Raw genomic sequence first — 23239 nt, forward strand, 5'->3', positions numbered from 1 at the left:
GACTGCCGCACGACCGGAACCGGAGACCAAACCATGACCAAACACACCGAATTCACCGAACGCACCGAACCCGCCGCCGCGCCATCCGGCGCCCACGACGACAAACGCCGCAAGCTGCTGCGCGCGGCCGGCGCCGTCGCGCTCGCCGCACCGGCGATCACGCTCGGCCGCAAGGCCTGGTCCGCGCCGCCGCTGAAGAAGCTCACGTTCGCGTGGAACCAGAACGCGTTCTGCCTGACGCCGATCGTCGTCGCGCAGGAGAACGGCTTCTTCGAGAAGAACGGGCTGAAGGTCGAACTGGTCAACTACAGCGGATCGACCGACCAGCTGCTCGAATCGATCGCGACCGGCAAGGCCGACGCGGCGGTCGGGATGATCCACCGCTGGCTCAAGCCGCTCGAAGCCGGTTTCGACGTGAAGATCATCGGCAGCTCGCACGGCGGCTGCGTGCGGCTGCTCGGCTCGAAGACGGCCGGTGTGACGACGCTGCAGGCGCTGAAGGGCAAGACGGTCGGCGTCAGCGATCTCGCCGCGCCCGGCAAGCACTTCTTCTCGATCCTGCTCGCGAAGAACGGCATCGATCCCGAGCGCGACATCACGTGGCGCCAGTATCCGGCCGACCTGCTCGGCGTCGCGGTCGACAAGGGCGAGATCCAGGCGATCGCCGACGGCGACCCGAACCTCTACCTGCTCGAGAAGCGCAGCAACGGCGCGTACACCGAACTGGCGACGAACCTGTCCGGCGAATACGCACGCAAGGTGTGCTGCGTGATCGGCGCGCGCGGCGACCTCGTGCGCAACGACCGGCCGGCCGCGGCCGCGCTCGCGCGCTCGATCGTGCAGGCCACCGAGTACACGCACGACAACCCGAACGAAGCGGCGAAGGCGTTCGCGAAGTATTCGCCGAAGATCAATCCGGAAGACCTGCGCAAGCTGTACGCGACGCTGACCTACACGCACCACCCGACCAACGTCGACCTGCAGCAGGAAATCGCGTTCTACGCGGACGATTTCCGCCGGATCAGCGTGCTGAAGAAGAGCACCGACCCGCAGCGCTTCGCGCAGCAGGTCTATGCGAACGTGCTGGGGTGACGCGATGTCGACGATCGAACACGCGTCCGCCGCACGCAGCGCATCGGCACCCCCCGGCGCCGCCACCGCAACTGCCGGCGCTGCCGCTGCGCCGCGTGCCGCGTGCACGGCCTGCGACGCGACGCTCGCGGCCGAAGCCCGTCGCGCGCGCACCTGGCCGACCGGCATCGTCGCGGCGCTCGCGTGGGGCGCGCTCGGCGCGGTTACGTATCTGTGGCCGAACCGTGTCGTCGGCTTCACCGACTGGGCGTACACCGACACGTTCGGCATCGCTGCGTGGGTGATCGGCGCGCTGTTGCTGGTCGCCGCGACGCTCGGCCATCGCGTGCCGGCCACGCGCACCCGGCTCGCCCGCGTACGGCCGGCCGGCCCGTGGCTCGTCGCGCTGCCGCTCGTGCTCGCCGCGTGGGAAATCGTCACCGCGAAAACCGGCTGGCTGCCGACGCCGTTCTTCGCGCCGCCGCAGGCGCTGATCGAGGTCTACGTCGACGACTGGCCGCGCCTCGCGGGCAGCGCCGGCAACACGCTGAAGCTCCTCGCGCTCGGGTTCGCGTACGGCGTCGCGGTCGGGTTCGCGGTCGGCGTATCGATCGGCTGGTCGCGCCGCATCGGCTACTGGGTCCATCCGGTGCTGCGCGTGCTCGGCCCCGTGCCGGCCACCGCGCTCTTGCCGCTCACGTTCTACTTCTTCCCGACGAGCTATTCGGCCGCCGCGTTCCTGATCGCGCTGTCGACCGGCTTCCCGGTCGCGGTGCTGACGTGGTCGGGCGTCGCGAGCGTGAACCGTCAGTACTACGACGTCGCGCGCACGCTCGGCGCGAACGCGCGCTTCCTGGTGTTGCGCGTCGCGATTCCGGCCGCGCTGCCGCACGTGTTCGTCGGCATCTTCATGGGACTGAGCGCGTCGTTCACGGTGCTGGTCGTCGCCGAGATGATGGGCGTCAAGTCGGGGCTCGGCTGGTACCTGAGCTGGGCGCAGGGCTGGGCATCGTACGTGAACATGTATGCGGCGCTGATCGTGATGGCGCTGCTGTTTTCCGGGCTGATCGCGCTGCTGTTCGCGGTGCGCGACCGTGTGCTCGCATGGCAGAAAGGAACCGTCAAATGGTAAGCGCCGCCGTTCTCGAACCGTCCGTTGCGACGCCGGCCGCCGCGTCCGTTGCACCGGCGCCGCGCGGCGCGCGCATCGACATCCGTCGCGTGAGCCACGCGTTCGACGGCCCCGGCGGCCCGCTGCCCGTGCTCGACGACGTGACGCTGTCGGTCGCGGCCGGCGAATTCGTCGCGCTGCTCGGCCCGAGCGGCTGCGGGAAATCGACGCTGCTGCGGCTCGTCGCGGGCCTCGATCCCGCGCGGCAAGGCACGATCGCGCAGGACGGCGCGCCGATCGAGCGGCCCGATCCGTCGCGCATCGTCGTGTTCCAGGATCCGACGCTCTATCCGTGGCGGCGTGTGCGCGCGAACGTCGCGCTCGGCCTCGAGGCGCGCGGCGTCGCACGCACCGCGCAGCATCGCGTCGACGATGCGCTCGCGCGCGTCGGGCTGCAGGAATTCTCGAACGTGTTTCCGCATCAGCTGTCGGGCGGGATGGCGCAGCGTGTCGCGCTCGCCCGCGCGCTCGTCAACGATCCGCGCCTCTTGATCCTCGACGAGCCGCTCGGCAAGCTCGATTCGCTGACGCGCCTGACGATGCAGGCCGAGCTGACCGCGCTGTGGCAACGCGACGGGTTCTCCGCGCTGCTCGTCACGCACGATGTCGAGGAAGCGCTGTTTCTCGCGCAGCGCGTGATCGTGTTCGGGCCGCGTCCCGCGCGAATCGTCGCGGAACTGCGTGTGGACCTGCCCTATCCGCGCCATCGCGGCGACCCGCGTCTTGCCGAGCTGCGCCACGAAGCGCTGCGGCATCTCGGACTCGATGCGAGCTGGTAGATGCGGGAGGTCGTTCGCAGGATTGCCGGTGCGCGGCAAAGGTCGCGCCGATGAATGCACCACCGTTCGCCGACTGGGCGCTGCTGGTCCTGCAACTGCTGTATCGCGCGCAGATCACGGTCGCGCGAGCGCTGCATGCGGTCGGCCTGACCGGCGACGCCGACGGACAGGCCGCGTGGCCCTGGGCGCACCGCATCGCACTCGAAACGCTGCGTATCGACGCGGGGCTCACGCGACAACTCGCGTTCGCCGTCGCGATGACCGCGCTCGCCGTGGCGCTCGGTTGCGTCGCGCTCGTTTCCCGGAAGTGGCGGGCGGCATCGGCGATCGCCGCGCTGGCCGTTGCATGGTTCGCGCCGTGGCCGCCGGCGTCGCTGTGGCTCACACCGGCCGCCCCGACCAGTTTCCAGCGCAATCCCGCGCCGTTTTCCGTCGCGAACGTGATGCGCGGCGCACATCTGTATACGCAGCATTGCGCGTCCTGCCACGGCGCGGACGGCCGCGGCGAAGGCCCGCTCGCCGCCACGCTCGCGCACTGGCCGCCGACCTTCGCGGGCGCACTGCTTGCCCGCCGGCTCGACGGCGAACTCTACTGGCGCGTGCGGCACGGTACGCGCGACGCACACGGTGCGGCGTCGATGCCGGGCTTTGCCGCAACGCTCGGCGCGGCCGACACCTGGGCCGTGCTCGATTACCTGAAAGCGTTGTCCGCGGGCAGCGGCGCCCAGGCGGAAGGCGCGTGGCCCGTGCCCGTCCCGCTGCCGACGCTCGACGTGCGTTGCGGCGACGCCGCGCCGCAACCGCTCGAGCACTGGCGCGAAGGCCAGCGCGTACGCATCGTCGCGCTCGCACCGGGCGGCACACCGCCTCAAGAAGATCCGCGCTGGCAGACGCTGCTCGTCACCGCCGACAAGACGGCCGCACCGCCGCCACCGACCGCCACACGCGCGAACTGTTTCGCATCGACACCCGACGCGTGGCAGGCGTTCGCGACGATCGCGGGCGTGCGGCCCGATGCGTTCGGCGGCACGCAACTGCTCGCCGACCGGCGCGGCTGGCTGCGGGCGCGCGCATTGCCGGGCAGCGCGGGCTGGTCGGCGGACGATCTGCTGTGCCGCTCGGATGCGCCCGCTCGGCCGTCGGCCGCCGCCGCGAAGGTCGATCCGCTGACCGCGCTGCTGCTGCGCGTCGATGCCGAACCGGTACGCGACGTGCAGGCCGGACTCTCGCATTGAAGCATCCCCGAACCGTATCCCCGACCCGTTTTCCCGACCCGATCGAACACACGATGAATCCGACCCGACGCCATTTCCTCGCCCAGGCCAGCGCCCTCGCCGCCGTCGCCACCCTCAGCGCCGCGCCGGCCCCGCTGCATGCGCAATCGGGCCCGCGCCCGCTACTGCGGGCCGGCGACCAGAAAGGCGGGCTGCGCGCGCTGCTCGAAGCGGCCGGCGAACTGAATGGTCTCCCGTACGACATCGCATGGACCGAATTCCCGGCCGCCGCGCCGCTGGCCGAAGCGCTGAACGCGGCGGCCGTCGACTGCGGGCCGATCGGCGATGCACCGGTGATCTTCGCGCTCGCATCCGGCGCCCGCATCAAGGTGATCGGCGCGAACCGGTCCGACCCGTTCGGCACCGCGGTGCTCGTGCGGCCCGACGCGACGCTGAAGGACGCCGCCGACCTGAAAGGCAAGCGCATCGGCACCACGCGCGGCTCGATCGGCCATTTCGTCACGCTGAAGGCGCTCGACGCGGCCGGCCTGCCGCCTGATGCCGTGTCATTCCGCTTCCTGCCGCCGGCCGACACGATGCTTGCGCTCGCAACCGGTTCGATCGACGCATGGGCGACGTGGGAACCCTATACCGCGCTCGCCGAAACGAGCGGCCGCGCGCGTGTGCTGGTCAACGGCCGCGGGCTGTGGTCGGGCCTCAGCTATGTCGCGGCGACCGATGCGGCGATCGCATCGAAGCGCGACGTGCTGCGCGACTTCGTGCAACGCGTCGTGCGCGCGCAGGCGTGGTCGTACCAGCACGTCGATGCCTACTCTGCCGCGCTCGCGCGCATCATCGGCATCCCGCCGGCCGCCGCGAAGCTGCAGTTCGAGCGCCGCCACACGCGCTGGCAACCGATCGACGCGACGGTGATCGCCGAGCAGCAGCGCACGGCCGACTTCTACCTGAAGGCCGGGCTGCTGCGCCAGCCGCTCGACGTGCGCACGACGTTCGACCTGGGCTTTCCGCTCGCGTGACGCGCGGGCGGCCGCGCAGCCGGCCGCGCGGCACGCAACCGCCCAAACGGCGTTCGCACGATCTGGCACAATCGCGATTCGACCATCCCTGCGTTTGCCAGCCAGCGTCATGCCAGCCATCTCCGAACTCTTCGTCTACCCGATCAAATCCTGCGCCGGCATCGCGTTGTCGCGCGCGCAACTGCTCGAAACGGGCCTCGCGTACGATCGCCACTGGCTGATCACCACCCCCGACGGGATGATGATCACGCAGCGCACGCATCCGCGCCTCGCGCTGATCCGCACCGCGCTCGACAGCGATGCGCTCGTGCTGAACGCACCGGGCATGCCCGAGCTCCGCACGCCGCTCGACGGCGACGCGACGCCCGCCACGCCGAAGATGGCCGCGACCGTCTGGCGCGACACTGTCGACGCGATCGACACGGGCGCCGAGACGGCCGCGTGGCTCACCGAATTCCTCGGCACGCCGCTGAAGCTCGCGCGCTTCGGTGCCGACGCGCGCCGCGGCTGCAACCGCAAATGGACCGGCGACATCGATACGCACACGCAGTTCGCGGACGGCTATCCGCTGCTCGTGGTCAGCCAGGCGTCGCTCGACGACCTGAACGCGAAGCTCGTCGCGAAGGGTGCGCCGGCGATTCCGATGAACCGCTTCCGCCCGAACATCGTCGTGTCGGATCTCGATGCGTATGAGGAAGATTTTCTCGAGCATCTCGACGCCGATGGCGCGACGCCCGTGCGGCTGCGCCTCGTGAAGCTGTGCACCCGCTGCCCGCTGCCGACGATCGACCAGGTGACCGGCGCGCCGAACCCGGACTGGCCGCACGAGCCGACCGACACGATGCAGACTTATCGTGCGAATCCGAACTACGACAACGCGCTGACGTTCGGCATCAATGCGATCGTCGTCGAAGGCGCGGGCGCGTGGCTCGAGGTCGGGCAGTCCGTCGAAGCGGAAATCGGCTTCGGCGACTGAGCACCGCGGCGGACGGGCGCGGCGCGTGCGTCGCCACCCTCCGCCGCCCGCCGCCACCCTCCACCAGCCGCCGCCATTCGCGGGCAGCCGGCATCCTCCGCCGCTATTTCCGCGACCGCTCGAAGCGGCCGCGCTACTGCGCCGCCGGAACCGCCGGCAGCATCACCGTCACGATCAACCCGCCCCCCGCCGCATCGGCCAGCGTCACGCTGCCCTGATGCACGCGCGCGATCTCTCGCACGATCGACAGCCCGAGCCCCGTGCCTTCGACCGTCTGCGTCTTGCTGCCGCGATGGAAACGCTCGAACACCGCATCGCGCTCGCCGGCCGGAATGCCCGGCCCGTTGTCGATCACGTCGAGGCGCGCGTGCTCGCCGTCGCGCGACACGCGCACCGTGATCACCGCGCGGTCGCCCGAATAGCGGATCGCGTTGTCGATCAGGTTGCCGATCATCTCGCCGAGCAGGTCCGGCTGCCCGAGCACGTCGACATCGGCCTCGTGCTCGAAGCCCAGGTCGATGTCGCGCGAGCGCGCCACCGGCGACCAGTCGAGCGTCACACTGCGTGCGAGCCGGTGCAGCGCGACCGGCTGGCGCGCGACCGCTTGCCCGCTGTCCGAATCGAGCCGCGACAGCGACAGCAGTTGCTGGACGATTTTCGCGGCCTGCCGGACCGCGCCGTTCACGCGTCGCAGATGCACGTTCACGCGCGGCTGCTCGTCGGGCCGCAACGCGAGCTCGACGCCGGCCTGCACGGCCGCGAGCGGCGTCTTCAGCTGATGGGCGGCGTCCGCGAAGAAGCGCCTTCGGGCCACCTGCATCTGCTGCGTGCGGCCGATGTACTGGTTGATCGAGTCGACGAGCGGCGCGAGCTCGCTCGGCATCCCGCCGGTGTCGAGCGGCGTCGGATCGCCGTCGCTGCGCGCGGCGACCGTCGCCGACAACCGGTTCAGCGGCCGCAGCCCGCGCCCGACGCCGAGCCACACGATCCCGAGCGCGAGCACGACGAGCAGCCCTTCCTGCAGCAGCGAGCCCACCAGGATCTCGCGCGCGAGCGCCTGGCGCCCCTCGATCGTCTCGCCGACCATCACCCACACGATGCGCGTCTGCGCGGTCGGCACGTCGTGCACCGGCACGCGCAGCGCGGCCATCCGCAACTGCTCGCCGCGATAGACGACGTTGTAGTAGCGCGTGACGAACAGCGCGCCGTCGCCGGGTGGCAGCGGCAGGTCCGGATAGCCTGTGATCGTGCGGCCGTTGTCCTCGCGGATCAGGTAGAAGATCTTGCCGCCGTCGCCCGACTCGAACATCTCGAGCGCGAGATACGGCAGGTCGACCTCGATCTCGCCCTCGTTGAGCCGCACGCCTTCGCGGATCGATTTCAGCGACGACGACAGCGTGCGGTCGAACGCGACGTGCGCGGCGCTCATCGCGCGCTGGTACGTGAGCCACGAGTCGAGCGCGAGCAGCCCGAGCAGCGGCAGCAGCAGCCACAGCGCGACTTGCGTGCGCAGGTTCGGGCGCACGGTCATTCGGCGCCCTTCGCCTCGAGCAGATACCCGAGGCCGCGCAGCGTGACGATCGCGACGCCTGTGTGCTCCAGCTTCTTGCGCAGCCGGTACACGTAGATCTCGATCGCGTCCGCGTTGACCGATTCGTCGAGCCCGAAGATCTTCTCCGACAGCGTCTCCTTGTTGATCGCGCGGCCGTTGCGCAGGATCAGCACCTCCAGCACCGAGCGCTCGCGCGGCGTGAGCGACAGCGGTTCGCCGGCGAGATGAAAGCTGCGATCGATACTGTCATACGAAAGCGGCCCGCACTCGACCCGCGAATGCTCATGGCCGTGGCTGCGCCGGATCAGCGCGCGGGCGCGTGCCTCCAGCTCGGTCAGCTCGAACGGCTTCGCAAGATAATCGTCGGCCCCGAGATCGAGTCCCTTCACGCGGTCCTCGACCGAGCCGTGCGCGGTGAGGATCAGCACCGGCACCGGATTGCGACGCGCGCGCAGCCGCCGCAGCACCTCGAGCCCGTCGAGCTTCGGCAGCCCCAGATCGAGGATCACCAGCGCGTAGTCCTGCGTGCGCAGCACGTGATCCGCCGCCTCCCCGTCCGCCATGTGATCGACCGCGAAACGCGCGGCGCTCAGCGCGTCGTTCAACGACTGCGCCAGGTTGGGGTTGTCTTCGACGAGCAGCACACGCATGGGGACCTCGGGAAATCCATGACACAAAGGACGCTATTGTGAACCGAAATGAAAGCAGGCTGAAAGTGCGTCGCAATTAACATCCGCGTCACTCGAACAACACACACGCACAACTGGAGGAAGACATGCCGTTTGCACCGAAGCAGCTCGCCGCCGCGCTGGCGATCGTCCTGGGCACCGCCGCCGGGGCCGCCGTCGCACAGGTTCCGGCCGGATATCCGGGTAACTACCAGGGTGTCGTCGACGCCGCGAAGCAGGAAGGCAAGCTGATCGTCTACTCGACCACCGACACGGGCCTCGTGCGCCCGCTGATCAAGGACTTCGAAAGCCTGTACGGCGTGAAGGTCGAGTACAACGACATGAACAGCACCGAGCTGTACAACCGCTACATCAGCGAGAACGCGGCGAGCAGCACGAGCGCCGACGTGCTGTGGAGCTCGGCGATGGACCTGCAGGTCAAGCTCGTCAACGACGGCCTGATGGCGCCGTACGATTCGCCCGAAAGCGCGCACGTGCCGCAGTGGGCGCAATACCAGAAGCAGGCGTACGGCACGACGTTCGAGCCGCTCGCGATCGTCTACAACAAGCGCCTGATTCCCGAGAACGAGGTGCCGAAGACGCGCACCGACCTGATCAAGCTGCTCACGTCGCAACCCGACAAGTTCAAGGGCAAGCTGACGACGTACGACGTCGAGAAATCCGGTGTCGGCTTCAACGCGCTGACGCAGGACGCGCACCTGAACGAGAAGGTCACGTGGGAACTCGTGAAGGCGATCGGTGCGACCGGTCCGAAGCTGCAGTCGAGCACCGGCGCGATGATGGAGCGCATTTCGTCGGGCGAGAACCTGATCGGCTACAACATCATCGGCTCGTATGCGTACGCGAAGGCGAAGAAGGACAAGTCGATCGGCTACGTGTTTCCGAAGGACTACACGCAGGTCGTGAGCCGCCTCGCGACGATCTCGAAGAAGGCGAAGAACCCGAACGCCGCGAAGCTGTGGGTCGACTACCTGCTGTCGAACCGCGGCCAGACGCTGATCGCGAACCAGGCGAACCTGTACGCGATCCGTGCGGACGTGAGCGGCGAAACGTCGGCCGCGAGCCTCACGAAGGAACTCGGCGATTCGCTGAAGCCGATCCCGATCGGCACCGGCCTGCTCGTCTACCTCGACCAGTCGAAGCGGCTCGCGTTCCTGAAGCAATGGCAGCAGTCGATCAAGCGCTGATCGGCTGATCCGCCGCTCGGCTTCGGCCGACCCACGGCCGCCCGCCGCACGCCGCGCGGGCGGCCCTTCCCCTTACCGACTTCCTAGAGGCGGCCATCCGGATGGCCGCAGGGGTGAACTCATGCTTTCAACCAGCACACGCGGGGCGGCGCCGGCCGTTCCGCCCACCTCCGGCCCGGGCGGCGCGATCCCCGCGCTGCCGGCCAACGGCCTGCAGCCGCTCGCCGGCATGTTGCGCTGGATCGTCGTCGCGGTGCTCACCATCGCGGTCGCGCTGCCGCTCGGCTTCATCCTGTTCCAGAGCCTGCTGTCCGCGCCGTTCTTCGACGCGAACAGGACGCTCGGCATCGAAGGCTTCCGCTTCATCTTCGCCGACCCGGACTTCTGGTCCGCCGTGAAGAACTCCTTCATCATCGCCGGCGGGATGCTGTTCATCTCGATCCCGCTCGGCGGCATCCTCGCGTTCCTGATGGTGCGCACCGACCTGCCCGGCCGCCGCTGGCTCGAGCCGCTGCTGCTCACGCCAGTGTTCGTGTCGCCGATGGTGCTCGCGTTCGGCTACGTGGTCGCGGCCGGCCCGGTCGGCTTCTACTCGGTGTGGTTCAAGGAACTGTTCGGGGCGCAGGACGTGCCCTGGAACGTCTACTCGATCTTCGCGATCACGGTGATCGTCGGCCTCACGCACGTGCCGCACGTGTACCTGTACTCGTCGGCCGCGCTGCGCAACCTCGGCTCGGACGTCGAGGAAGCCGCACGCGTGACGGGCGCCCGCCCGTTTCGCGTCGCGCTCGACGTGAGCCTGCCGATGACGATGCCCGCGCTGCTGTTCGCCGGCGTGCTCGTGTTCTTCCTCGGCTTCGAGGTGTTCGGGCTGCCGCTCGTGCTCGGCGATCCCGAAGGCCACCTCGTGCTCGCGACCTACCTGTACAAGCTGACCAACAAGCTCGGCGTGCCGTCGTACCACCTGATGGCCGCGGTCGCCGTGTGCATCGTCGCGATCACGTTCCCGCTCGTGCTGCTGCAGCGCCGCCTGCTGAAGACCGCGAACCGCTTCGTCACCGTGAAGGGCAAGGCCGGCCGCGCGACGGTGCTGCCGCTCGGCGTGTGGCGTTGGGTCGCGCTCGCGATCGTCGCGTTGTGGCTGATGCTGACCGTGATCGTGCCGATCTCGGGCATCGTGCTGCGCGCGTTCGTGACCAACTGGGGCGAAGGCGTATCGCTCGCCGAAGTGCTGACGCTGGCGAACTTCGTCGAGCTGTTCGAGCAGGACAACCTGGTGCGCGCGATCGTCAACACGCTCGGCATCGGCGTGATCGGCGGCGCGATCGCGGTCGGCTTCTACTCGCTCGTCGCGTTCGCCGGCCACCGCCGCCACGACTGGGCGACCAAGTTGCTCGACTACCTCGTGCTGCTGCCGCGCGCGGTGCCGGGCCTGCTCGCCGGTCTCGCGTTCCTGTGGATCTTCCTGTTCGTGCCGGGCCTGCGCGAGCTGAAGAACTCGATGTGGAGCATCTGGATCGCGTACACGGTCGTGTGGCTCGCGTACGGGATGCGGCTCATTCAGAGCGCGCTGCTGCAGGTCGGCCCGGAACTCGAGGAAGCCGGCCGCAGCGTCGGCGCGACGCGCAGCCGCGTGTCGCTCGACGTCACGCTGCCGCTCGTGCGCTTCGGCCTGCTCGCCGCGTGGCTGCTGATCTTCATGATCTTCGAGCGCGAATACTCGACCGCCGTCTACCTGCTGTCGCCCGGCACCGAAGTGATCGGCGCGCTGCTCGTGTCGCTGTGGGCGACCGGCGCCGTCGACCAGGTTGCCGCGCTCTCTGTCATCAACATCGCGATGGTCGGCGCCGGTCTCGGCGTGGCCCTGCGCTTCGGAGTGAAACTTCATGGATAAGCTCATCGTCGACGACCTGCATCTCAGCTACGGCGCCAACCCGATCCTCAAGGGCGTGTCGTTCGAACTGAAGGCCGGGGAAGTCGTGTGCCTGCTCGGCGCGTCGGGCAGCGGCAAGACCACGCTGCTGCGCGCGGTGGCCGGTCTCGAACAGCCGTCCGACGGTCGCATCCAGCTCGACGACCGCGTGTTCTTCGACGGCGTAAAGCGCGTCGACCTGCCCGTCGAACGGCGCTCGCTCGGCCTCGTGTTCCAGTCGTACGCGCTGTGGCCGCACCGCACCGTCGCCGACAACGTCGGCTACGGGCTCAAGCTGCGCCGCGTTGCGCCCGCCGAACAGAAGCGCCGCGTGCAGTCCGCGCTCGACCAGCTCGGCCTCGGCCATCTTGCGGAGCGCTTTCCGCACCAGTTGTCGGGCGGCCAGCAGCAGCGTGTCGCGATCGCGCGTGCGCTCGTCTACAACCCGCCGGTGATCCTGCTGGACGAGCCGCTGTCGAACCTCGACGCGAAGCTGCGCGAGGAAGCGCGGGCGTGGCTGCGCGAACTGATCGTGTCGCTCGGGCTGTCGGCGCTCTGCGTGACGCACGACCAGACCGAAGCGATGGCGATGTCCGATCGCATCCTGCTGCTGCGCAACGGCCGCATCGAACAGGAAGGCACGCCGGCCGAGCTGTACGGCGCGCCGCGCTCGCTGTACACGGCGGAATTCATGGGCAGCAACAACCGCATCGACGCACGCGTCGCGGCCGTCGACGGCGAACGCGTGACGCTTGCCGGCGACGGCTGGGAACTGCAGGCGCTTGCCCGCGACACGTTCGCGGCGGGCCAGGACGCGCAGGCCGTGATCCGCCTCGAGCGCGTGCAGGTCGCCGACGGCCCCGGCGCGAACCGTCTGCAGGCCGATCTCGTCACGTCGATGTATCTCGGCGACCGCTGGGAATACCTGTTCCATTGCGGCGAGATGCGCCTGCGCGCGTTCGGCCATGTGCCGCGCGCGGCCGGCAAGCACTGGATCGAATTCCCGGCCAACGACTGCTGGGCGTTCGCGAAAGCGGGCTGACCTGAGCGCGGCGGCCTGCGCGCCGCCGTGCATGCATTCACGCGCGCATCCCGGATTCGACTGAGGTCCGGCGGACACTTCATCGCGTCCGCCGCAGGCTGCCGCGCGCCGCGTATCCGTTTCACCCAACCCACAACAACCAAGGAGACACCGTCAATGAAGTCACGTGCAGAACGTTCGATTCGAACAGTAGTCCTCACCGGTTCGGCGGCGGCAGCCTGTATCGCCGCGCCGGCCGCGCACGCGCAGTCGTCGGTCACGATCTACGGGATCATGGATGCCGGCATCGAATACGCGAACCACGCGGCGCCGGACGGCGGCAATTCGTTCAAGCTTAAATCCGGCAACAAGAACACGTCACGCTGGGGCTTGCGCGGCGTCGAGGATCTCGGCGGCGGGCTGAAGGCCGTGTTCCGCCTCGAAAGCGGGATCGATCTCGCGAACGGCGCGCTCGACGACGGCCCCGACTCGATCTTCGCGCGCCGTGCGACGGTGGGCCTGAAAGGCAAATGGGGCGAAGTCTCGCTCGGCCGCAACTTCACCGTCACGTACGACTACATGCTGCCGTTCGATCCGATGGGGTACGCGCAGAACTACTCGTGGGCGACGTCGTCGATGGCGACCGGCGGCCGCAAGGACGGCCTCTTCACGCGCTCGTCGAACGCCGTGCGCTACGACGGCGAGTTCGGCGGCTTCAAGTTCGGCGCGCTGTACGGTTTCGGCAACGTGCCCGGCAGCGTGAAGACCAGCTCGAAGTACGACTTCGCGCTCGGCTACGAGACCGGCCCGTTCGCGGCGGTCGTCACGTTCGACAGGCAGAACGGCGCGGCCGACAGCGTCACGCCGGCCGATACCGTCAACTATATCCAGGGCATCCATGCGGGCGTCAGCTACGACTTCGGCAACCTGAAGACGATGGCCGGCTATCGCAACTATCGCCGCACGTATCACACGAGCGCGGCGAACCAGTTGAGCGACATGTACTGGGTCGGCGGGTCGTACCAGTTCACGCCGACGTTCTCGCTGATCGCGGCCGTGTATCACCAGAACATCAAGGGCGGCAGCGATGCCGATCCGACGCTGGTGTCGGTGCGCGCGCAGTACGCGCTGTCGAAGCGCACGGTGCTGTACGCGGCCGGCGCGTTCGCGATCGCGCAGCATGGGGAGAAGGTCGGCGTGTCGCGCGATTTCGCCGGGTATGGCACGTCGCAGGTCGGCGTGACGGCGGGGATTCAGCAGCGGTTCTGAGGCTGCTGAATTCTGTGCGACGGGCGGCACGGGCGGCATCCTCGACCCGTGCCGCCCTGTTTGCACCATCCGCGCGGCTGCGTGAGCACGGGCGATCGACGGTCGCATCGCGTTCGCCATTCGCTACGCGCTGCACGCCGTTCACTCGCCGCGCATCACGAACACCGTGCGAACCCGGCTATCCGCATCGCCCCAATGTTCGCCGACCGCCGACAGCGGCACGGTGCGCGTGTCGATTGCCAGCCGCGCTGGCGCGGCAGCGTCGAACACGCCGCGAATCGCATCCAGCAAGCGCGGCAGCGGCACGCTGCCCAGGCCGCTCCCCATCAATTCGATCGCGCTCGCGCGCAGCACGGCGCCCGGCAGCAACACCTCCGTGCCGCCGATCGAGCCGATCTGCACGAAGCGCAGCCTGCGGCCGGCGGGAGTCACCTTGGCCGCCGCGGCGAGCAACGCCTGTGCACTGGCGCCCCACAGGTAGTCGAGCACGATATCGACGCCCGCCCGGAAATGCGGCTCCAGCGCGCGAGCGAGTTGCGCATCGCCCTGCTGCAGCGACACGATCGCGTCCGCACCGGCGTGCAGCAACGCATCCAGCGCGGCGGCATCGCGGCCCGTCGCGATCACCTTCGCGGCGCCCAGATGTTTCGCGATCCTCACGGCCAGCCGGCCGGACGTCCCCGTCGCGCCGTTGACGAGCACCGTCTCGCCCGCGACGACGCGCGCGCGTTCGGTCAGCGCCGCCCACGACGACATCCCCGGAATCGCGATTGCCGCGGCCGTGACGTCGTCGAGGTCGTCCGGCAGCGGCGCGCACTGCGTATCGGGCACGATCGTGCGTTCAGCCATCGCGCCGAACGGCGCGGGGGCGCCGAAGAAATACACGCGCTCTCCGTCGCTGCCGCGCCCCACGCCATCGACACCGACGACGAACGGATAGCCGCCGCCGGACGAATAATGCGTGCCCGCCGCGCGTCCCTGCGCAAGCCGGCTGAGCGCGGATGCCGTCACGTCGATCAGACGGTGGCCCGGCTTCGCGCACGGCGATTCGAAGTCCGTATAAACCGGATGCTGTCCGGCACGCTCGACGACTGCTGCTTTCATGTTGGCTCCTTGCTGTTTGGGTTCTCGTATCGCAACCGGATTCGCGTCCGCGTTTACCGCGCGTCGAGCCATGCGCGCAATGCCGCATCGCGCACTTCAAGGACGTCGAACAAACCGATCGCCCGCAGCGCGGGCAGCGCCTCGATCACGTCGGCTTCGGCCGTGGCGCGCTCGGCGGCCGTGGCGCCAGGATCGGTCAGCACGCGTGCGTTGACGAGGAACGCGCCGACCGTACCCTTCCGGATCGTCGTTCCGCCGACATCGGCTCGGTCGGCATGGTCGGGAAGCATCTGTTCGGCTCGCATGGCATCGCACTCCAGTGGTCATCGATGGACGCAGTGTAGGCGCGCGAGAGCGGCCAATCTCCGGTATAACGGTCATTCGATACCGATATCCGGCCATGTCCGATCCTCTGCTACCCGCCCGCTTCACCACCTCCGACGACGGCCCGTTCGTCGTCGCCGCCGTCCTGTCGCAACGCGATCCGCGCGTGACGCCGCCGCACGCGCATGCGCGCGGCCAGCTCGTCGGAGCATCGAGCGGCTTGCTGACGATCGGTCTCGACGATCAGGACTGGGTCGTGCCGGCGATCCATGCGATCTGGATTCCGCCGCATTGCCGGCATTCGCTGCGCTCGTTCGGGCCGATCTCCGGCTGGTCGGCGTTCGTCGCCGAAGCACGCTGCGCGACATTGCCGGACACGCCGCGCGCGATCCGCACGTCGCCGCTGCTACGCGAAGCCGTGCAGCGCGCGGCAAGCTGGGACGGCTCCGCACTCGACGCTGCGCGGACGCGAATCGCCGACGTGATCCTCGACGAGATCTCCGCGTCCGAAGTGGAATCGCTAGCCCTCGCGCGGCCGCGCGACGCGCGGCTCGTACGCATCACCGACGCGCTGGCCACGAACCTCGCGGACAACCGGCGGCTGGAGGAATGGGCCGAATGGGCCGGCATCAGCGCGCGGACGATGAGCCGCCGCTTCGTCGCCGAAACCGGGCTGACGTTCGCGCAGTGGCGTCAGCAAGCGAGGCTGCTGCGGGCGCTGGAGAAGATTGCCGACGGCGTGCCGGTCACGACGATCGCGCTCGATCTCGGTTACGACAACGTGAGCGCGTTCATCGACATGTTCCGGCGGGCGATGGGGACGACGCCGGGAAGATATGGGGAGGCGGGACGAGGAGAGGGATGAAGGGTGCGTCACATCGCAGATAGTTAACATCTAAAGTAAACAATCAGCCGCCCGCGACCTCGATTACCCTGAAGACACGAAATTCATCACCGTCGGCTGTTAAGATTGATGCGTCCCCGTCCCTTCACCATCCCGATGAACCGTACGCTCGACCATCGCAATCTGGCCATGCTGCTGCTCGAGGCCCGCGAAACGCTGATGGGCCTGTTCCGCCCCATTCTCAAGGAATTCGCGCTGACCGAGCAGCAATGGCGGATCATCCGCGTGCTCGACGGCGAGCCGGCCCAGGCGCTGGAAGCAGGACAAATCGCGCGGCGCTGCTGCATCCTGAGCCCGAGCCTCACCGGCGTGCTGGAACGAATGGAACGCGACGGCCTGATCACCCGCACGCGTGCGCAGGAAGATCAGCGCCGGCTGCTGGTGAGCCTGACGCCGCAAAGCAAGAAACTGGTGACTGAAATCGGCCCGCGCATCGATGAGCAATATCGTCAGCTCGAAGCGCGTTTCGGTCAGGACGGCCTCGACGACATCTACCGCGCGCTCGACCGGCTGATCGAACTCGGCAGCACGCCCTGACGCCTGCCGCCACGGGCCCTGCACGCGCAACGGCGAACCTGGGCCGGCAAGCTGCCGATCGTGCCGGCCGTCAGTGCAGCGCGCCGCGCATCAGCTCGATCACCGCGACACCGCGCGACGTGCGCATGCACTCCTCGACGTAATCGATGAACGGCAGCGGCTCGAAATCGATTTCGTCGCGCACACGGCGGTTGTCGAACACGCGATCGACCGTCGCGAACTCCGCACAACGCTGCAACGCCCGGCCGATCACGCGCTCGAGCGCCGGATCGGGCCGCCCGAGCACGTCGCGCACCACGAGCGGCAGTTCCGCCGGCGCGCACGCCGCGTAGCGCGGCGCACCCGTCATCCCGGCCGCCTCGTCCATCGCGCGCACGATCTGCGCGACCTGCGGCGCGTCGTCGCCGGCCGACACGTGGTACACGTCGTGCATCAGCGTCGGCTTCACGGCCAGCAGCATCGTCGCGCGCGCGACGTCGTCGACCGACACGATGTCAATGCGCGTCATCGGCCGCGCGGTGAAGCGGCGTGCCGCATGCGCGACGCGGAACATCCAGAACGAATTCGGCGCGGGCCGCGTGCCGAGCACCGTGTGACCGACGACATGCGACGGACGCACGACGACGAGCGGCAGCCCGAGCCCGAGCAGGCGCCGTTCCGTTTGCGCTTTCGCGTGCAGGTAGTCGGCGGCCAGTACCGCGCCGGGCAACGCATCGCCGGCCTGCACCGCGGCGCTCGCGGCCGCATCCGCCGCCGCTTCGTGGACGATCCCGCCGCGGCCCGCATGCGCATACGCGGTGCCGACGTACACGAAACGCTGCAGCCGCGGCGCGTGCGCGAAGCGTGCGGCAAAGCCCAGCGAGTCGGCGATGTCCGCCTGCAGGTGCGCGCCGTCGGCCGGCGAGGCATGACCCGCGCAGTGAATCACATGCGTCGCGCCGGCGAGGCGCGATGCGTCGGCGCCCTGCCACACGTCGCCGAGCGCACCGACGGCCACGTTCGCGTCGCCGAGGCGCGACGCCCAGTACGGCGCGAGCCCGGCGCGCAGCGCCGCTTCCCGCAAACGCGCGACCGCATGGCCGCGATTCTCGGCCCGCACGACACATACGATGCGCTCGAGCAAGCCGGCGTTGACGAGGGCCGTCAGCACGGTACTCCCGATGAAGCCGGTGGCGCCGGTGAGCACCAGCCGCCCGACGTTGGCCGCCGCGACCGGTGCGCTGGCCGGCGACACGAGGCTCGTGCGCCAGTTGAGCGACAACGCGGTTTTCCAGATCAGCACGATAGTCTCCTTCGATGAATCGGCCGGACGGTGCGACGGCCCCGGATCGCGGGGCGGCGCACGACTGTCGGCCGGGCGGGGGCCGACGCTCGCCCCGGCAGTCCCGATCGGGCTGCCGCCCGCGATCACGTCGATCGCGTCTCCGGCACGAGGCGGCGGCAGCTCGCCACGGACGGGCGTCCGCGGCGCAGGATCGGGAATGCCAAGTGTGGGGCCTGATCGCCCGCAAGTCTGTCCCGAAAGTTTTGTGAAAGTGTGTGGATTTGTACGCGAATGTCGGAGTGTGTCAGGCCGGCCGTGCCGACCCGCGGCCCCAATGTCCGGGGCGCCGGCGTTCCACGGGGACGTGGCTGGGAATCAGCGGGGCGCCACGCATCGCTGCGGCGCGACACTTCGACGCGGCAGTGGTAGTCGTCACATCTCCGGGCCGCATCACCGTCGGGGCGCGATGCGCAAATCGTGGTGCCGTCTGCGTTTGCGCGCGGGGCCGAAATCCGCATGGATCGTCAGACGTCCTTTCATACGAAACGCCGATACAGTCAATTTGGATTTATTGAGGTTTATCACTTGCGTTTCACCACAGTCTATCTAGACTGGTCAAACCCAAACGGTCGAATGTGTGATTTCCTACTTCAGGAGACGATCCAAATGCGCCTCACTATCCGGATTAATGGCAGCGAATCGGCAACCCGGCACTCGTTCGCAGTGTTGTGGGTCGATACCGACGAGGGGCTGTGGTCGCGCGAGGCACACCAGGGCATCGATCTTCCGACCTGGGGCAAGGTTCGGGACGTGGAGGGCGCGATGGCCCTCTGCGCGGCCGACAGCGGGAAGGCCGTGTGCCAGTTGAAGGGCCTGTCGTTCAGCGCGACGCAGCGCGAACAGGGGCCTGCGGTGCTCGCCGGCGAGCACCCCGCCGGTGCATGGCGACTTCAGGCGGTCGATCGTTCCACGGCAGAACCGGAATACCAGGAATTTATTTCCGTCGCCCGATAGGTATTTTTGACGGCATTCGTCAGCGGTATCCGGGTTTATTCCAGTTTTTACACTATTCATTTCGATATTCAGCAATACCGGCGCCTCTCCCCCGAGGCGCTTTTCATTTTCCGGTCCCGATATTCATCGGGGCCGGGTTAATCGGACTGCGGCAAACGATTATCCCGCGAACGATTCCCATTTAATGCCGATTGCGCCGGCTGCTGCGAGGCGCCCCTTCGCCGCTCCACCCTTTCCCCGCCATTGCCCTCGCGCCCACGTGCCGAAAATGTGCCTTTTTGGCCGGGCCGACTCACGGTTTCCCCACATGATGTTTACTCATTTATTACAATCCCATTATTCTGACTGACCTGCCGCCGTCCGGCGGCCCCACCCGGCCCTTGCATGAGCGTGAAAAAGAAGAACCACCCCGCCGATCCGTACGCCGCTGCGACCAAGCATCCGATGCTCGCGTCACGCCTGCCGATGTGGCGCTCGAAGCTGGTCGTGATCATGGTGTCGCTCGGCTTCGCCGCGCTGATCGGCCGCGCGTTCTGGGTGCAGGTCGCGAACCAGGATTTCTATGTCGGGCAAGGCCAGAAGCGCTACCAGCGCACGATCGAGCTCGATGCGATGCGCGGGCGCATCGTCGACCGCAACGGCGCGATGCTCGCGGTCAGCCTGTCGACCTACGAGATCTGGGCGAACCCGAAACAGGTCTCCGAAGTCGACTATCCGCAGATCGCGAAGCTGCTCGACATGCCGCTCGCGGAAGTGAAGCGCCGCCTGCGCAACGACCGCACGTTCGTGCTGCTCAAGCGGCAGATCGACGCCGACACCGCGAGCCGGCTCGACAAGCTCGCGATCGACGGCATCACGCAGATCGCCGATTCGAAGCGCTTCTATCCGGAAGGCGAATCGGCCGCGCACGTGGTCGGCTTCACCAACGTCGAGGACAAGGGCCAGGAAGGCGTCGAGTTGGCGGCGAACGGGCGGCTGTCCGGCACGTCCGGGCAGCGCGAGGTGATTCGCGACCGGCTTGGCCGCATCGTGTCGGACACGCGTCCGCTCGTCCCCGCGCAGCACGGCGCGACGATCGAACTGACGATCGACCGGCGCATCCAGCAGCTCGCGTTCAGCCAGCTCAAGGCCGCGGTGCTCGAGAACAACGCGGTGGCCGGCAGCGTCGTCGTGCTCGACGCGCAGAACGGCGAGATCCTCGCGCTCGCGAACTACCCGACCTTCGATCCAAACGACCGTGCGCGCCTCACGGGCCAGCAACTGCGCAACCGCGCGGTGATCGACACGTTCGAACCCGGCTCGACGATCAAGCCGCTCGTGGTCGCGCTGTCGATCGACGAGCGCAAGGTCACGCCGAACACGATCATCAACACGTCGCCCGGCACCTACAAGATCGGCCCGGCCGTGATCCACGACACGTCGAACCACGGCGCGCTGACGGTGTCGCAGGCGCTGCAGAAATCGAGCAACGTCGCGCTCGCGAAGCTCGCGCTGAACCTGCCCGCCGAAACGATCTGGAACAAATATCAGGAATATGGGATCGGCCGCGCGCCGGAACTGACGTTCCCGGGCGTCGCATCGGGCCGCCTGCGCGGCTACAAGCGTTGGCGGCCGATCGAACAGGCGACAATGGCGTACGGCTACGGGCTGTCGATGTCGCTGCTGCAGATCGCTCAAACCTACACGGCCTATGCCGGCGACGGCACGCTGCACCCGGTATCGCTGCTGAAGAACGGCACCGACCCGCGGACGATGGATGCGCATCGCGGCCACCGCGTGACGTCGCCGCAAACGGCCGCGGCGATCCGCACGATGCTCGAATCGGCGGTCGGCGAAGGCGGCACGGGGCGTCGCGCACGCGTCGACGGCTACCGGATCGGCGGCAAGACGGGCACCGCGCGCAAGCAGGTCGGCGCAACCTACGCGAAGGGGAAATACCGCGCGCTGTTCGCGGGGATGGCGCCGATGAGCAACCCGCGCCTGATCGTCGCGGTGATGATCGACGAGCCGCGCGGCAAGGGCTACTACGGCGGCACGGTGGCCGGCCCGGTGTTCTCGTCGGTCACGAGCGGCTCGCTGCAGTTGCTCGGCGTGCCGCCCGACGCACCGGTCGAGCAGACGCCGAATGCGCCGGGCAAGGCAGCGGTGCCGCAAAAGACGGTCGCGGCGCCGAACGCCGCGGCGCAACCGAAGACGACGGCCGCGCAGAAGGCGGCGCCAGTGAAAACGGCCGCGCAAGCCGGCGCGGCCGTACAAACCAAAGCAGAGGCTGGTTGAAGCCGGCAGCGCGCTACGGGTAGCGACTACGTCGACGCTTCGCCACGTCAGACTTCGCACCGGCACGTTCCCGCAGACGGCCGGCGCAATCGCGCTATCCGCGCTATCCGCGCTATCCGCGCTATCCGCGCTATCCGCGCTATCCGCACGAAGCCGGCCGCGTAACCGTCATGACCGTCATATCCGTCAATGCGCGGCCGCCACCGGCTTCGCCATCCTCCCGAGCACGTGCTCGGTCATCCCGCGCGCGAGCTCGCTCTCGCCCATGAAGACGGTGCCGATGCCCTCGCTCGACAGCAACGCTGCCTCGTCGTTGCTGTTCGTGCACAGCACGACCTCGAGCGTCGGGTTCAGCGTGCGCGAGATCTCGACGATCTGCCGCACGTCGAAGACGTCCGGCAGCGTGACGACCAGCATCCCGGCGCGCGCGATATGCGCCTGCACCAGCACGACCGGCTCGATTGCGTCGCCCGATACCGCGGCGACGCCGTCCGCGCGCAGCTTCTCGACGAGCTCGCGATTCTGCTCGACGACGACGTACGCGATCCCGCGCTCGTCCAGCGCATGCGCGATCCGCGTGCCGACCTTGCCGTAGCCGACGATCACGACCTGCCCGGTGAGGTGCGTCTGCGGCGTCGACATCGGCAGCGCGGCGAGCGGATCGTCGCGTGCCTCGAGCTTGCGTGCGAACGCCGAATGCTTGCGGATCCATGCGAGCGCCGGATCGATCATCGCGAACAGCAGCGTATTCATCGCGATCGAGATCAGCGCGACCGCCAGAATCAGGCTCTGCCCCTCGGCCGACAGCAGCCCGAGCGCACGGCCGAGCCCGGCGAGGATGAACGAGAACTCGCCGATCTGCGCGAGGCCCGCGCCGACCGTCAGCGCGGTGTTCAGCGGATAACGGAACGCGATTACGAGCGCGACGGCCGCGAGCGTCTTGCCGATCAGCACGATCGCCGCGACCTCGATCACGTGCAGCGGCTCGGCGATCAGCACCTTCGGGTCGAACAGCATCCCGACCGAAATGAAGAACAGCACCGAGAACGCGTCGCGCAGCGGCAAGGTCTCGTCGGCCGCGCGCCGGCTGAACTCCGACTCGCGCATCATCATCCCGGCGAAGAACGCGCCGAGCGCGAACGACACGTCGAACAGCTTCGCCGCGCCGAACGCGATGCCGACCGCCGCCGCGATCATGCACAACGTGAACAGCTCGCGCGAGCCGGTGCGCGCGACGAGCCACAGAATGCGCGGGAACACGCGCTTGCCGACCACGAGCATCAGCGCGATGAACGCGGCGACCTTCAGCATCGTGATGCCGAGCGTGCCCCACACGCTGCCGCCGGCCGCATGCGCGTCGCCGGGCGGCGTGCCGCCCAGCAGCCCCGCGACGGGCGGCAGCAGCACGAGCACGAGCACCATTACCAGATCCTCGACGACGAGCCAGCCGACCGCGATGCGCCCGTTGACCGTCTCGACGAGCCCGCGCCCCTCGAGCGCCCGCAACAGCACGACCGTGCTCGCGACCGACAGCGCGAGCCCGAACACGAGCGCCGCGCCAACGCTCCAGCCCCATGCGAGCGCGAGCCCGCCGCCGAGCAGCGTCGCGACGGTAATCTGGACGATGGCGCCCGGCAGCGCGATCTTGCGCACCGCGAGGAGATCGCCGAGCGAGAAATGCAGGCCGACGCCGAACATCAGCAGCATCACGCCCACTTCCGCGAGCTGCTGCGCGAGCGAAAGATCGCCGACGAAACCGGGCGTGCCGGGACCGATCACGATCCCGGCGAGCAGATAGCCGACGAGCGGCGGCATTTTCAGCAGCGACGCGAGGTAACCGAAGATCATCGCGAGACCGAAACCGGCCGCGAGCAACGCAATCAGGCTGATGTCATGAGGCATCCCCCCTCCCAAGGTCTTGTAACTATTTAGTAAGG

20 protein-coding genes are annotated in these 23239 nt (G+C 68.5%); 14 read left to right on the forward strand and 6 right to left on the reverse strand.

Features of this window, described 5'->3' with window-relative positions; all coding sequences use genetic code 11:
* Positions 1-33 precede the first annotated feature (33 nt).
* The 6 genes from C7H84_RS04615 (at position 34) to C7H84_RS04640 (ending at position 6248) form a co-directional block, all read left to right on the forward strand.
* Positions 34-1092 carry an ABC transporter substrate-binding protein gene (locus tag C7H84_RS04615; protein WP_121857621.1) on the forward strand — a complete coding sequence of 353 codons (1059 nt, stop codon included), beginning with the start codon at positions 34-36 and terminating at the stop codon, positions 1090-1092.
* Between the two features lie 4 nt (positions 1093-1096).
* On the forward strand, positions 1097-2203 hold the full coding sequence (locus C7H84_RS04620) for an ABC transporter permease subunit (protein WP_121857622.1): 1107 nt from the start codon (positions 1097-1099) through the stop codon (positions 2201-2203).
* A complete protein-coding gene (locus tag C7H84_RS04625; protein ID WP_121857623.1) occupies positions 2197-3021 on the forward strand; it encodes an ABC transporter ATP-binding protein in 825 nt (274 codons plus the stop codon). Before C7H84_RS04620 ends, C7H84_RS04625 begins: the two co-directional genes overlap by 7 nt.
* A 50-nt stretch (positions 3022-3071) precedes the next feature.
* On the forward strand, positions 3072-4256 hold the full coding sequence (locus tag C7H84_RS04630) for a cytochrome c (protein WP_121857624.1): 1185 nt from the start codon (positions 3072-3074) through the stop codon (positions 4254-4256).
* Between the two features lie 53 nt (positions 4257-4309).
* A complete protein-coding gene (locus C7H84_RS04635; RefSeq protein ID WP_121857625.1) occupies positions 4310-5272 on the forward strand; it encodes an ABC transporter substrate-binding protein in 963 nt (320 codons plus the stop codon).
* A gap of 109 nt (positions 5273-5381) precedes the next feature.
* The gene (locus tag C7H84_RS04640; protein ID WP_121857626.1) at positions 5382-6248 is read left to right on the forward strand and encodes an MOSC N-terminal beta barrel domain-containing protein; all 867 of its coding nucleotides are present in this window, start codon (positions 5382-5384) and stop codon (positions 6246-6248) included.
* A gap of 133 nt (positions 6249-6381) precedes the next feature.
* On the opposite strand, the gene C7H84_RS04645 is transcribed toward C7H84_RS04640, so the two are convergent.
* The gene (locus C7H84_RS04645; RefSeq protein WP_121857627.1) at positions 6382-7779 is read right to left on the reverse strand and encodes a sensor histidine kinase; all 1398 of its coding nucleotides are present in this window, start codon (positions 7777-7779) and stop codon (positions 6382-6384) included.
* A complete protein-coding gene (locus C7H84_RS04650) occupies positions 7776-8450 on the reverse strand; it encodes a response regulator (RefSeq protein WP_121857628.1) in 675 nt (224 codons plus the stop codon). The genes C7H84_RS04645 and C7H84_RS04650 overlap by 4 nt, the downstream gene beginning before the upstream one ends.
* Positions 8451-8575: 125 nt before the next feature.
* Between C7H84_RS04650 and C7H84_RS04655 the strand changes: the two genes are divergently transcribed.
* The 4 genes from C7H84_RS04655 to C7H84_RS04670 all read left to right on the forward strand — a co-directional run bounded on the left by C7H84_RS04655 (position 8576) and on the right by C7H84_RS04670 (position 13878).
* Entirely contained in the window at positions 8576-9676 is a 1101-nt protein-coding gene (locus tag C7H84_RS04655; protein ID WP_121857629.1) for an ABC transporter substrate-binding protein, read from the forward strand.
* A gap of 121 nt (positions 9677-9797) precedes the next feature.
* Positions 9798-11570, forward strand: coding sequence for an iron ABC transporter permease (locus C7H84_RS04660; protein WP_121857630.1), 1773 nt, complete (start codon positions 9798-9800; stop codon positions 11568-11570).
* The gene (locus C7H84_RS04665; protein ID WP_121857631.1) at positions 11563-12630 is read left to right on the forward strand and encodes an ABC transporter ATP-binding protein; all 1068 of its coding nucleotides are present in this window, start codon (positions 11563-11565) and stop codon (positions 12628-12630) included. The genes C7H84_RS04660 and C7H84_RS04665 overlap by 8 nt, the downstream gene beginning before the upstream one ends.
* Positions 12631-12786: 156 nt before the next feature.
* Positions 12787-13878: a porin gene (locus tag C7H84_RS04670; protein ID WP_121857632.1), complete on the forward strand. Its 1092-nt coding sequence runs from the start codon at positions 12787-12789 to the stop codon at positions 13876-13878.
* Positions 13879-14019: 141 nt separating this feature from the next.
* On the opposite strand, the gene C7H84_RS04675 is transcribed toward C7H84_RS04670, so the two are convergent.
* Both C7H84_RS04675 and C7H84_RS04680 read right to left on the reverse strand, forming a co-directional pair.
* The gene (locus tag C7H84_RS04675) at positions 14020-14982 is read right to left on the reverse strand and encodes a zinc-binding alcohol dehydrogenase family protein (RefSeq protein WP_121857633.1); all 963 of its coding nucleotides are present in this window, start codon (positions 14980-14982) and stop codon (positions 14020-14022) included.
* Positions 14983-15035: 53 nt separating this feature from the next.
* On the reverse strand, positions 15036-15287 hold the full coding sequence (locus tag C7H84_RS04680) for a hypothetical protein (protein WP_121857634.1): 252 nt from the start codon (positions 15285-15287) through the stop codon (positions 15036-15038).
* 95 nt (positions 15288-15382) lie between these two features.
* Between C7H84_RS04680 and C7H84_RS04685 the strand changes: the two genes are divergently transcribed.
* Entirely contained in the window at positions 15383-16171 is a 789-nt protein-coding gene (locus C7H84_RS04685; RefSeq protein ID WP_121857635.1) for a helix-turn-helix transcriptional regulator, read from the forward strand.
* 135 nt (positions 16172-16306) lie between these two features.
* On the forward strand, positions 16307-16747 hold the full coding sequence (gene hpaR / locus C7H84_RS04690; RefSeq protein WP_121857636.1) for a homoprotocatechuate degradation operon regulator HpaR: 441 nt from the start codon (positions 16307-16309) through the stop codon (positions 16745-16747).
* A gap of 70 nt (positions 16748-16817) precedes the next feature.
* Here hpaR and C7H84_RS04695 read toward each other — a convergent pair whose 3' ends face one another.
* The gene (locus tag C7H84_RS04695; RefSeq protein WP_121857637.1) at positions 16818-18029 is read right to left on the reverse strand and encodes an SDR family oxidoreductase; all 1212 of its coding nucleotides are present in this window, start codon (positions 18027-18029) and stop codon (positions 16818-16820) included.
* A 648-nt stretch (positions 18030-18677) separates the two neighbouring features.
* On the opposite strand from C7H84_RS04695, the gene C7H84_RS04700 reads away from it, so the two are divergent.
* Entirely contained in the window at positions 18678-19025 is a 348-nt protein-coding gene (locus tag C7H84_RS04700; protein ID WP_121857638.1) for a DUF3564 family protein, read from the forward strand.
* 384 nt (positions 19026-19409) lie between these two features.
* Positions 19410-21302, forward strand: coding sequence for a penicillin-binding protein 2 (locus tag C7H84_RS04705; protein ID WP_121857639.1), 1893 nt, complete (start codon positions 19410-19412; stop codon positions 21300-21302).
* Between the two features lie 186 nt (positions 21303-21488).
* On the opposite strand, the gene C7H84_RS04710 is transcribed toward C7H84_RS04705, so the two are convergent.
* Positions 21489-23204: a cation:proton antiporter gene (locus tag C7H84_RS04710; protein WP_121857640.1), complete on the reverse strand. Its 1716-nt coding sequence runs from the start codon at positions 23202-23204 to the stop codon at positions 21489-21491.
* Positions 23205-23239 lie beyond the last annotated feature (35 nt).

Source organism: Burkholderia sp. Nafp2/4-1b, assembly GCF_003635165.1.
Lineage (GTDB): Bacteria > Pseudomonadota > Gammaproteobacteria > Burkholderiales > Burkholderiaceae > Burkholderia.

What these genes read in the sequence shown, in the direction of transcription:
- C7H84_RS04615 (WP_121857621.1), top strand. Translation starts at nt 34, where the DNA reads ATGACCAAACACACCGAATTCACCGAACGCACCGAACCCGCCGCCGCG.
- C7H84_RS04620 (WP_121857622.1), top strand. Translation starts at nt 1,097, where the DNA reads ATGTCGACGATCGAACACGCGTCCGCCGCACGCAGCGCATCGGCACCC.
- C7H84_RS04625 (WP_121857623.1), top strand. Translation starts at nt 2,197, where the DNA reads ATGGTAAGCGCCGCCGTTCTCGAACCGTCCGTTGCGACGCCGGCCGCC.
- C7H84_RS04630 (WP_121857624.1), top strand. Translation starts at nt 3,072, where the DNA reads ATGAATGCACCACCGTTCGCCGACTGGGCGCTGCTGGTCCTGCAACTG.
- C7H84_RS04635 (WP_121857625.1), top strand. Translation starts at nt 4,310, where the DNA reads ATGAATCCGACCCGACGCCATTTCCTCGCCCAGGCCAGCGCCCTCGCC.
- C7H84_RS04640 (WP_121857626.1), top strand. Translation starts at nt 5,382, where the DNA reads ATGCCAGCCATCTCCGAACTCTTCGTCTACCCGATCAAATCCTGCGCC.
- C7H84_RS04645 (WP_121857627.1), bottom strand. Translation starts at nt 7,779, where the DNA reads ATGACCGTGCGCCCGAACCTGCGCACGCAAGTCGCGCTGTGGCTGCTG.
- C7H84_RS04650 (WP_121857628.1), bottom strand. Translation starts at nt 8,450, where the DNA reads ATGCGTGTGCTGCTCGTCGAAGACAACCCCAACCTGGCGCAGTCGTTG.
- C7H84_RS04655 (WP_121857629.1), top strand. Translation starts at nt 8,576, where the DNA reads ATGCCGTTTGCACCGAAGCAGCTCGCCGCCGCGCTGGCGATCGTCCTG.
- C7H84_RS04660 (WP_121857630.1), top strand. Translation starts at nt 9,798, where the DNA reads ATGCTTTCAACCAGCACACGCGGGGCGGCGCCGGCCGTTCCGCCCACC.
- C7H84_RS04665 (WP_121857631.1), top strand. Translation starts at nt 11,563, where the DNA reads ATGGATAAGCTCATCGTCGACGACCTGCATCTCAGCTACGGCGCCAAC.
- C7H84_RS04670 (WP_121857632.1), top strand. Translation starts at nt 12,787, where the DNA reads ATGAAGTCACGTGCAGAACGTTCGATTCGAACAGTAGTCCTCACCGGT.
- C7H84_RS04675 (WP_121857633.1), bottom strand. Translation starts at nt 14,982, where the DNA reads ATGAAAGCAGCAGTCGTCGAGCGTGCCGGACAGCATCCGGTTTATACG.
- C7H84_RS04680 (WP_121857634.1), bottom strand. Translation starts at nt 15,287, where the DNA reads ATGCGAGCCGAACAGATGCTTCCCGACCATGCCGACCGAGCCGATGTC.
- C7H84_RS04685 (WP_121857635.1), top strand. Translation starts at nt 15,383, where the DNA reads ATGTCCGATCCTCTGCTACCCGCCCGCTTCACCACCTCCGACGACGGC.
- hpaR (WP_121857636.1), top strand. Translation starts at nt 16,307, where the DNA reads ATGAACCGTACGCTCGACCATCGCAATCTGGCCATGCTGCTGCTCGAG.
- C7H84_RS04700 (WP_121857638.1), top strand. Translation starts at nt 18,678, where the DNA reads ATGCGCCTCACTATCCGGATTAATGGCAGCGAATCGGCAACCCGGCAC.
- C7H84_RS04705 (WP_121857639.1), top strand. Translation starts at nt 19,410, where the DNA reads ATGAGCGTGAAAAAGAAGAACCACCCCGCCGATCCGTACGCCGCTGCG.
- C7H84_RS04710 (WP_121857640.1), bottom strand. Translation starts at nt 23,204, where the DNA reads ATGCCTCATGACATCAGCCTGATTGCGTTGCTCGCGGCCGGTTTCGGT.